Below are 10,355 nucleotides of genomic sequence, written 5' to 3' on the forward strand. Positions count from 1 at the left end.
ATGTAAAAAATATCAAAAATAAATGGTTTAGAAAGATTTTTAAACCGTTTTTTGGTATAATAAGAAGAATAAATTGAAAGAAGGAATTCCAAAAATGGGAAAAATTGAAGTTATTAATCATCCACTGATTCAACACAAATTGTCAATCTTACGTCGTACAGATACTTCTACAAAAGCTTTCCGTGAGCTAGTAGATGAGATTGCAATGTTGATGGGATATGAAGTACTTCGTGATCTTCCACTAGAAGATGTGGAAATCGAAACACCAATCACAAAAACAGTTCAAAAACAATTGGCTGGTAAGAAATTGGCTATCGTTCCAATCTTGCGTGCAGGTATCGGGATGGTTGATGGACTTTTGAGCTTGGTTCCAGCTGCTAAAGTTGGCCACATCGGTATGTACCGTGATGAAGAAACGCTTCAACCAGTTGAGTACTTGGTGAAATTGCCTGAAGATATTGACCAACGTCAAATTTTTGTGGTAGACCCAATGTTGGCAACAGGTGGCTCAGCAATCTTGGCTGTTGATTCTCTTAAAAAACGTGGCGCATCAAATATCAAATTTGTCTGCCTTGTATCTGCTCCAGAAGGTGTTAAAGCCCTTCAAGAAGCTCATCCAGATGTAGAAATCTTTACAGCAGCCTTGGATGAACGCTTGAACGAACACGGTTATATCGTTCCAGGTCTTGGAGATGCTGGGGACCGCTTGTTCGGTACAAAATAAAATAAAAAAGAGATTGACTTGGAAAAGGATTTCCAGTCACGAAAGGAGGTTGAATTTTTGTTTCTGTCTAATGAAAACAGAGCAAAAATTTGACCTTTTTTGACCAAGATATTATAATAGTCTTATCTTCAGTCATTTGACCAATAAAATTAAAACTCAAAAGGAGAAATAAATGATTCCTGTAGTTATTGAACAAACAAGCCGTGGAGAACGTTCCTACGATATTTACTCACGTCTTCTTAAAGACCGCATCATTATGCTGACAGGCCCAGTTGAAGACAATATGGCCAACTCTGTTATTGCCCAGTTGCTTTTCTTGGATGCCCAAGATAGTACAAAGGATATTTACCTTTATGTCAATACACCTGGTGGTTCCGTTTCAGCTGGTTTGGCAATCGTTGATACCATGAACTTTATCAAGGCAGATGTCCAAACCATTGTTATGGGAATGGCAGCATCTATGGGGACGGTCATTGCATCAAGTGGAGCAAAAGGCAAACGTTTCATGCTTCCAAATGCAGAGTATATGATCCACCAACCAATGGGTGGTACAGGTGGAGGTACTCAGCAAACCGATATGGCGATCGCTGCAGAACACTTGCTTAAAACTCGTAATACCTTGGAAAAAATCTTGGCTGAAAATTCAGGTCAGTCAATCGAAAAAGTTCACGCAGATGCAGAACGCGATAACTGGATGAGTGCCCAAGAAACACTTGAATATGGCTTTATTGATGAAATCATGGCCAACAATTCATTGAATTAATGATCAAAGAAGGCAAACTCGACTGGGTTTGCTTTTTTTGGTATAATAGGGAGAGATTTCTTAGAAAGAGGATTTATCATGTTTGAAAAAGTCAATCGATCTGGCTTGATTATCTATCTTTACTATAATCGTGATGCCAAAAAATTGCAGGATTATGGAGATATTACCTATCATTCCAAGAAACATCGTTACTTACAACTCTATGTTCCAACTCAAGAAATGGAGCAATTGGTCGGGCGCTTGGGCAAGGAAAAGTTTATAAAAAAAGTCAGGGTTTGTCATATCCAAGAGCTGGAAACACCCTTTGTGGGCAATCTTCATCGAGAGGAAAACGTTATCATCGAAAAAGTTCAAGAAAAGTGTTGACAATTTTCTGATAATTCGGTATATTCTTAACATGCTATTTATTTAAGAATAAGGAGACAAAAAAAGATGAAGAAAAAATTTGCCCTATCGTTTGTGGCGCTTGCAAGTGTAGCACTTCTTGCAGCCTGTGGAGAAGTGAAGTCTGGAGCGTCAAACGCTGCTGGTAACTCAGTAGAGGAAAAGACAATCAAAATTGGATTTAACTTCGAAGAAACTGGTGCCGTAGCTGCCTACGGAACATCTGAACAAAAAGGTGCCCAACTTGCCGTTGATGAAATCAATGCAGCAGGTGGTATCGACGGAAAACAAATCGAAGTAGTTGATAAAGATAATAAATCTGAAACTGCTGAGGCGGCTTCAGTAACAACTAACCTAGTAACCCAATCTAAGGTATCAGCAATCGTAGGACCTGCGACATCTGGTGCAACTGCAGCTGCTGTAGCTAACGCTACAAAAGCAGGTGTTCCATTGATTTCGCCAAGTGCGACTCAAGATGGATTGACTAAAGGTCAAGATTACCTCTTTATCGGAACATTCCAAGATAGCTTCCAAGGAAAAATTATCTCAAACTATGTTACTGAAAAATTAAACGCTAAGAAAGTTGTTCTTTACACTGACAATGCCAGCGACTATGCTAAAGGTATTGCTAAAGCCTTCCGTGAAGCTTACAAAGGTGAAATCGTTGCAGATGAAACTTTCGTAGCAGGTGACACAGACTTTCAAGCAGCCCTTACAAAAATGAAAGGGAAAGACTTTGATGCTATCATCGTCCCTGGTTACTACACTGAAGCTGGTAAAATTGTAAACCAAGCGCGTGGTATGGGAATTGATAAACCAATCGTTGGTGGTGATGGATTCAACGGTGAAGAGTTTGTACAACAAGCAACTGCTGAAAAAGCATCAAACATCTACTTTATCTCAGGCTTCTCAACTACTGTAGAAGTTTCAGCTAAAGCAAAAGCTTTCCTTGATGCTTACCGTGCTAAGTACAACGAAGAGCCTTCAACATTTGCAGCCTTGGCTTATGACTCAGTTCACCTTGTAGCAAACGCAGCAAAAGGTGCTAAAAACTCAGGTGAAATCAAGGATAACCTTGCTAAAACAAAAGATTTTGAAGGTGTAACTGGTCAAACAAGCTTCGATGCAGACCACAACACAGTCAAAACTGCTTACATGATGACCATGAACAATGGTAAGGTTGAAGCAGCAGAAGTTGTAAAACCATAATAGAAAAATGTTGAAATAGGGAATGAGCCTCTGACTCACTCCCTGTTTCGGTGTTTAAGAACCTATCAAAAAGTGAGGGGAAACCCTCAAAATTATAAATAGAAAGAGTGAATCTTATGCTCCAACAACTAGTAAATGGTTTGATTCTAGGTAGTGTTTATGCGCTATTAGCCCTAGGATATACCATGGTTTACGGAATTATCAAGCTCATCAACTTCGCCCACGGTGATATTTATATGATGGGAGCCTTTATTGGTTATTTCTTGATTAATTCTTTCCAAATGAATTTCTTTGTAGCGCTTATCGTAGCGATGCTAGCTACAGCTGTCCTTGGTGTCGTGATTGAGTTTCTTGCTTATCGACCTTTGCGCCACTCTACTCGTATTGCTGTTTTGATCACAGCTATTGGGGTTTCCTTCCTACTTGAGTATGGAATGGTCTATCTGGTTGGTGCCAATACCCGTGCCTTCCCTCAAGCGATTCAAACAGTTCGCTATGATTTGGGACCAATTAGCCTAACAAATGTGCAGTTAATGATTTTGGCCATTTCCTTGATTTTGATGATTTTGTTACAAGTCATTGTCCAAAAGACTAAGATGGGGAAAGCCATGCGTGCAGTATCCGTAGATAGCGATGCAGCACAATTGATGGGGATCAATGTAAACCGTACTATCAGCTTTACCTTTGCTTTGGGTTCTGCCCTTGCGGGTGCGGCTGGTGTTCTGATTGCCCTTTATTATAACTCTCTTGAGCCTTTGATGGGGGTTACTCCAGGTCTTAAATCTTTCGTTGCCGCAGTACTTGGTGGTATCGGAATTATTCCTGGTGCGGCTCTTGGTGGTTTTGTGATTGGTCTATTGGAAACCTTTGCGACAGCCTTTGGGATGTCAGACTTCCGTGATGCCATTGTTTATGGAATCTTGTTGTTGATCTTGATTGTCCGCCCAGCTGGTATCCTTGGTAAGAATGTGAAAGAGAAGGTGTAAACGATGAAAGAAAATTTAAAAGTTAATATTCTATGGTTACTCCTTTTGTTAGCTGGCTATGGTTTGATTAGTGTACTGGTTTCAGTTGGAGTACTCAATCTATTCTATGTACAGATTTTACAACAAATTGGAATTAATATTATTTTGGCTGTTGGTCTTAACCTAATCGTTGGTTTTTCAGGACAATTTTCACTTGGGCATGCTGGTTTCATGGCGATTGGTGCCTATGCCGCTGCTATTATTGGTTCTAAATCACCAACCTATGGTGCCTTCTTTGGAGCTATGCTTGTAGGTGCTTTGCTTTCAGGAGCTGTTGCTTTACTTGTCGGAATTCCAACCTTGCGCTTGAAGGGGGACTATCTTGCGGTAGCGACTCTCGGTGTATCTGAAATTATCCGTATCTTTATCATCAATGGTGGAAGTCTTACAAATGGTGCGGCAGGTATCTTGGGAATTCCTAACTTTACAACTTGGCAAATGGTTTACTTCTTTGTCGTGATTACAACCATTGCAACCTTGAACTTCTTGCGTAGCCCAATTGGTCGTTCAACCCTCTCTGTTCGTGAGGACGAGATTGCTGCTGAGTCAGTTGGGGTTAATACGACTAAAATTAAAATCATCGCCTTTGTCTTTGGTGCTATTACTGCAAGTATTGCAGGGTCACTTCAGGCAGGATTTATCGGTTCAGTTGTACCGAAAGATTACACTTTCATCAACTCAATCAACGTATTGATCATTGTTGTATTTGGTGGACTTGGTTCAATTACAGGTGCGATTGTTTCAGCTATTGTTCTTGGAATTTTGAATATGCTTCTCCAAGATGTTGCTAGCGTGCGTATGATTATCTACGCTTTGGCCTTGGTATTGGTAATGATTTTCAGACCAGGTGGACTCCTTGGAACATGGGAATTGAGCCTATCACGTTTCTTTAAAAAATCTAAGAAGGAGGAACAAAACTAATGGCATTACTTGAAGTAAAACAGTTAACCAAACATTTTGGCGGTCTAACAGCTGTTGGAGATGTGACTCTTGAATTAAACGAAGGGGAATTGGTTGGACTAATCGGTCCAAACGGAGCTGGTAAAACCACCCTTTTCAACCTTTTGACCGGTGTTTATGAACCAAGTGAGGGAACAGTTACCTTAGATGGTCACCTTTTAAATGGAAAGGCACCTTATAAGATTGCCTCTTTGGGACTTGGACGTACTTTCCAAAATATCCGTCTCTTTAAAGATTTAACAGTTTTGGACAATGTTTTAATTGCTTTTGGCAACCATCACAAACAACATGTTTTTGCTAGTTTCTTACGCTTACCAGCTTTTTACAAGAGTGAAAAAGAATTAAAAGCTAAAGCTTTGGAATTATTGAAAATCTTTGATTTAGATGGTGATGCAGAGACTCTTGCTAAAAACCTCGCCTACGGACAACAACGTCGTTTGGAAATTGTTCGTGCCCTTGCTACGGAACCTAAAATTCTCTTTTTAGATGAACCAGCAGCAGGTATGAACCCACAGGAAACAGCGGAATTGACTGAGTTAATTCGTCGTATCAAAGATGAATTCAAAATTACAATCATGTTGATTGAACACGATATGAATCTGGTCATGGAAGTAACAGAACGCATCTACGTACTTGAATATGGTCGTTTAATTGCTCAAGGAACTCCAGACGAAATTAAGACCAATAAACGCGTTATCGAAGCTTATCTAGGAGGTGAAGCCTAATGTCTATGTTAAAAGTTGAAAATCTTTCTGTGCATTACGGTATGATCCAAGCAGTCCGTGATGTAAGCTTTGAAGTTAATGAAGGAGAGGTTGTTTCCCTTATCGGTGCCAATGGTGCTGGTAAAACAACCATTCTCCGTACCTTGTCTGGTTTGGTTAGACCGAGTTCAGGAAAAATTGAATTTTTAGGTCAAGAAATCCAAAAAATGCCAGCTCAGAAAATCGTAGCTGGTGGACTTTCACAAGTTCCAGAAGGACGCCATGTCTTCCCTGGCTTGACTGTGATGGAAAATCTTGAAATGGGGGCTTTCTTAAAGAAAAATCGTGAAGAAAATCAAGCTAACTTGAAGAAAGTTTTCTCACGCTTCCCACGTCTTGAAGAACGAAAGAACCAAGATGCAGCCACTCTTTCAGGAGGGGAACAACAAATGCTTGCCATGGGACGCGCTCTTATGTCAACTCCAAAACTTCTTCTTTTAGATGAACCATCAATGGGTCTTGCCCCAATCTTTATCCAAGAGATTTTTAATATCATTCAAGATATCCAGAAACAAGGAACAACTGTCCTCTTGATTGAACAAAACGCTAATAAAGCACTCGCAATCTCTGACCGAGGCTATGTACTGGAAACAGGAAAAATCGTCCTATCCGGAACAGGAAAAGAACTCGCCTCATCAGAAGAAGTCAGAAAAGCATATCTAGGTGGCTAAAAAGGTCTGGGGGACCTTTTTAGTCGGTGAATAGAGATTGCGAAGCAATTATCTTTTCCAGTGGATTATTTTAGTTGGCATATTTAGATTGCAAACAAATCTACATCTACACTGAAAGATGAATTTCTAATAATTGAAAAATCGAATGAAGCGTACCTATCCTTCATTCACAGAGCTCGATTTCAGAGCTCTTTTTGCTAGCTTATTCATACTTTTCTGAATTTTGAAAAAGAAATGTAAGCGTTTGATAGATTTGCAAAAAGATTGTATAATAGGGATAAGAATAGAAAAGGAGAAGTCTCATGGCAGTTAAAGATTTTATGACCCGCAAGGTAGTGTATATTAGTCCAGATACAACAGTATCTCATGCAGCAGATTTGATGAGAGAGCAAGGATTGCACCGCTTGCCTGTTATCGAAAATGATCAATTGGTTGGTTTGGTGACTGAGGGAACCATTGCCCAAGCTAGTCCATCAAAAGCAACCAGTCTTTCTATCTATGAGATGAACTATCTTCTGAATAAGACAAAAGTAAAAGATGTCATGATTCGCGATGTTGTTACTGTTTCAGGCTATGCGAGTCTAGAGGATGCAACTTATCTGATGTTGAAAAACAAGATTGGTATTCTTCCTGTAGTAGATAACCATCAAGTCTATGGGGTTATTACGGACCGTGACGTTTTCCAAGCCTTTCTTGAAATTGCTGGTTATGGTGAAGAAGGGATTCGGGTGCGCTTTGTTACAGAAGATGAAGTCGGTGTTCTCGGAAAGATTGTTTCTTTGATTGTAGAAGAAAATTTGAATATCTCCCATACAGTCAATATTCCGCGTAAAGATGGTAAGGTTATTATCGAAGTTCAAATCGATGGATCAATCGATTTACCAGCCTTGAAAGAAAAATTTGAATCAGAGAATATTCAAGTAGAAGAAATCACTCGTACTTCAGCAAAAGTCTTGTAAGAAGGGAAGCCGAAAGGCTTCTTTTTACGTGCAATAAGGGATTAGAGCAAAAGATGGAAAGAAATGATAGATTATGGTATAATAAAATAATACAAAAAAGGAGTATTTATGGACATTTCAGAAATTCGTCAGAAAATTGACGCAAATCGTGAAAAATTAGCTTCTTTCAGGGGGTCTCTTTGACCTCGAAGGTTTAGAGGAAGAGATTGCCATCTTGGAAAACAAGATGACAGAACCTGATTTTTGGAACGATAATATCGCGGCCCAAAAAACGTCGCAAGAATTAAATGAATTAAAAAACACCTACAACACCTTCCACAAAATGGAAGAGTTGCAGGATGAAGTTGAAATTTTATTAGACTTTTTAGCTGAAGATGAGTCGGTGCATGAAGAATTGGTTGCACAGTTATCAGAACTCGATAAGATGATGACCAGCTATGAGATGACGCTTCTCTTGTCAGAACCTTATGACCATAATAATGCCATTTTGGAAATCCATCCAGGATCTGGTGGTACAGAGGCTCAAGACTGGGGTGATATGTTGCTTCGTATGTACACTCGTTATGGTAATGCTAAAGGCTTCAAAGTAGAAGTTTTGGATTATCAAGCAGGTGATGAGGCTGGTATTAAGTCGGTAACTTTATCATTTGAAGGACCTAATGCCTATGGTCTTCTCAAGTCAGAAATGGGTGTACACCGTTTGGTACGAATTTCACCATTTGACTCTGCTAAACGTCGCCACACCTCTTTCACATCTGTAGAAGTGATGCCAGAATTGGATGATACTATTGAAGTAGAAATCCGTGAAGATGATATCAAGATGGATACTTTCCGTTCAGGTGGTGCTGGTGGACAAAACGTCAACAAGGTTTCCACAGGTGTGCGTTTGACACACATTCCTACGGGAACTGTCGTCCAGTCAACGGTCGATCGTACCCAATATGGAAATAGAGATCGAGCTATGAAGATGTTACAGGCTAAGCTCTATCAAATGGAGCAAGAAAAGAAAGCTGCGGAAGTCGATTCCCTCAAGGGTGAGAAAAAGGAAATCACATGGGGAAGCCAAATTCGTTCTTATGTCTTCACGCCTTATACAATGGTAAAAGATCACCGAACTAGCTTTGAAGTTGCACAAGTAGATAAGGTTATGGATGGAGACCTAGATGGTTTTATCGATGCCTATCTCAAGTGGCGAATCAGTTAAGATAGAAAGGAACTCACATGTCAATCATTGCAATGCGAGATGTTGTCAAAAAGTATGATAACGGAACGACCGCCCTGCGAGGTGTCTCTGTCACTATTGAACCAGGAGAATTTGCCTATATCGTAGGTCCTTCAGGAGCCGGAAAATCAACCTTTATTCGTTCTTTGTATCGCGAAGTAAAAATCGAAAAAGGAAGTTTATCTGTTGCTGGTTTTGATTTGGTTAAAATCAAGAAGAAAGACGTCCCTCTACTCCGTCGTAGTGTTGGGGTTGTCTTCCAAGATTATAAACTGTTACCAAAGAAAACCGTTTACGAAAATATTGCCTATGCAATGGAGGTAATCGGAGAAAGTCGCCGTAATATCAAAAAACGTGTTATGGAAGTTTTAGACTTGGTTGGATTGAAGCATAAGGTTCGTTCTTTCCCAAATGAACTTTCGGGGGGAGAACAACAGCGTATTGCGATAGCGCGTGCTATTGTAAATAATCCAAAAGTATTGATTGCGGACGAACCAACAGGAAACTTGGACCCAGATAATTCATGGGAAATTATGAATTTGTTGGAACGCATCAATCTCCAAGGTACAACTGTCTTGATGGCGACCCACAACAGTCAGATTGTAAATACCTTGCGCCACCGTGTCATTGCCATTGAAAATGGCCGTGTCGTTCGTGACGAAGCTAAAGGAGAATATGGATACGATGATTAGTAGATTTTTTCGTCATTTATTTGAATCATTAAAAAGTTTGAAACGAAATGGCTGGATGACAGTAGCAGCTGTCAGTTCGGTTATGATTACTTTGACTTTAGTTGCAATATTTGCATCTGTTATCTTTAATACGGCTAAACTCGCTACAGATATTGAAAACAATGTCCGAGTAATGGTATATATTCGTAAGGACGTAGCTGACAATAGTGAGACCATTGAAAAAGAAGGTCAAACCGTTACAAATAATGACTACCATAAGGTATACGATGCTTTGAAAGGTATGTCAACTGTTAAAAGTGTTACCTTTTCAAGTAAAGAAGAACAATATGAAAAGTTGACCGAAACAATGGGGGACAACTGGAAAATCTTTGAAGGGGATGCCAATCCACTCTATGATGCATATATTGTTGATACCAACACGCCAAGCGATGTAAAGACAGTAGCAGAAGAGGCTAAGAAAATTGAAGGTGTATCAGAAGTTCAAGATGGTGGTGCTAATACAGAACGCTTGTTTAAGTTAGCCTCATTTATTCGTGTCTGGGGACTAGTTATCGCGGGATTATTGATTTTCATTGCGGTGTTCTTGATTTCTAATACGATTCGTATCACCATTATTTCACGAAGCCGTGAAATTCAAATCATGCGTTTAGTAGGTGCTAAGAACGGCTATATCCGTGGACCTTTCTTGCTTGAAGGTGCCTTCATTGGTTTGCTTGGAGCAACTCTTCCGTCAGTTCTGGTATTTATTGTCTATAAAATGGTTTACCAATCGGTTAATAAGTCATTGGTTGGCCAGAACCTTTCAATGATATCACCAGAGGTATTCAGTCCATTGATGATTGCCTTATTATTTGTGATTGGAATTTTTATCGGTTCAATCGGATCAGGAATTTCTATGCGCCGATTCCTGAAAATCTAAAATAGAAGTATATTTGAGGAGATTTTGATATCTCCTTTTTTACTACAAAAATTTTAGAAAAAA

Annotated in this window: 12 protein-coding genes; all 12 read left to right on the forward strand. The window is 39.6% G+C overall.

Annotated features, from left to right (window positions below; translation table 11 throughout):
* The first annotated feature begins 94 nt into the window (after positions 1-94).
* Positions 95-724, forward strand: a complete 630-nt coding sequence (gene upp, locus NMM26_RS09355; RefSeq protein WP_000515974.1) for a uracil phosphoribosyltransferase — start codon at positions 95-97, stop codon at positions 722-724.
* A 172-nt stretch (positions 725-896) separates the two neighbouring features.
* Positions 897-1,487 (forward strand): ATP-dependent Clp protease proteolytic subunit ClpP, encoded by a 591-nt coding sequence (gene clpP / locus NMM26_RS09360; protein WP_000613475.1) that lies wholly within the window; start codon positions 897-899, stop codon positions 1,485-1,487.
* Between the two features lie 78 nt (positions 1,488-1,565).
* Positions 1,566-1,853, forward strand: a complete 288-nt coding sequence (locus tag NMM26_RS09365) for a YlbG family protein (RefSeq protein WP_000462118.1) — start codon at positions 1,566-1,568, stop codon at positions 1,851-1,853.
* 66 nt (positions 1,854-1,919) lie between these two features.
* Complete coding sequence (locus NMM26_RS09370; RefSeq protein WP_000726121.1) at positions 1,920-3,080, forward strand: ABC transporter substrate-binding protein; 1,161 nt, start codon at positions 1,920-1,922, stop codon at positions 3,078-3,080.
* A gap of 116 nt (positions 3,081-3,196) precedes the next feature.
* A complete protein-coding gene (locus NMM26_RS09375; protein ID WP_033677574.1) occupies positions 3,197-4,066 on the forward strand; it encodes a branched-chain amino acid ABC transporter permease in 870 nt (289 codons plus the stop codon).
* Positions 4,067-4,069: 3 nt separating this feature from the next.
* Entirely contained in the window at positions 4,070-5,026 is a 957-nt protein-coding gene (locus tag NMM26_RS09380) for a branched-chain amino acid ABC transporter permease (protein ID WP_000662290.1), read from the forward strand.
* Entirely contained in the window at positions 5,026-5,790 is a 765-nt protein-coding gene (locus tag NMM26_RS09385; protein ID WP_001185995.1) for an ABC transporter ATP-binding protein, read from the forward strand. Before NMM26_RS09380 ends, NMM26_RS09385 begins: the two co-directional genes overlap by 1 nt.
* Positions 5,790-6,500, forward strand: coding sequence for an ABC transporter ATP-binding protein (locus NMM26_RS09390; RefSeq protein ID WP_254754325.1), 711 nt, complete (start codon positions 5,790-5,792; stop codon positions 6,498-6,500). Before NMM26_RS09385 ends, NMM26_RS09390 begins: the two co-directional genes overlap by 1 nt.
* Positions 6,501-6,802: 302 nt before the next feature.
* Entirely contained in the window at positions 6,803-7,459 is a 657-nt protein-coding gene (locus tag NMM26_RS09395) for a CBS domain-containing protein (RefSeq protein WP_000268666.1), read from the forward strand.
* A gap of 108 nt (positions 7,460-7,567) precedes the next feature.
* Positions 7,568-8,663 (forward strand): peptide chain release factor 2 gene (gene prfB / locus NMM26_RS09400; RefSeq protein WP_125386088.1). Its coding sequence is split into 2 segments (ribosomal slippage): positions 7,568-7,639 and positions 7,641-8,663, totalling 1,095 coding nucleotides; the frame shifts between segments, so codons are not numbered across the junction.
* Positions 8,664-8,680: 17 nt separating this feature from the next.
* Positions 8,681-9,373: a cell division ATP-binding protein FtsE gene (gene ftsE, locus NMM26_RS09405; protein WP_000022204.1), complete on the forward strand. Its 693-nt coding sequence runs from the start codon at positions 8,681-8,683 to the stop codon at positions 9,371-9,373.
* On the forward strand, positions 9,366-10,292 hold the full coding sequence (ftsX, locus tag NMM26_RS09410) for a permease-like cell division protein FtsX (protein WP_000625545.1): 927 nt from the start codon (positions 9,366-9,368) through the stop codon (positions 10,290-10,292). Before ftsE ends, ftsX begins: the two co-directional genes overlap by 8 nt.
* The last annotated feature ends 63 nt before the right edge of the window (positions 10,293-10,355 follow it).

Source organism: Streptococcus sp. CF7_Ac1-8, from assembly GCF_024295435.1.
GTDB classification, from domain to species: Bacteria; Bacillota; Bacilli; order Lactobacillales; family Streptococcaceae; genus Streptococcus; species Streptococcus mitis_AP.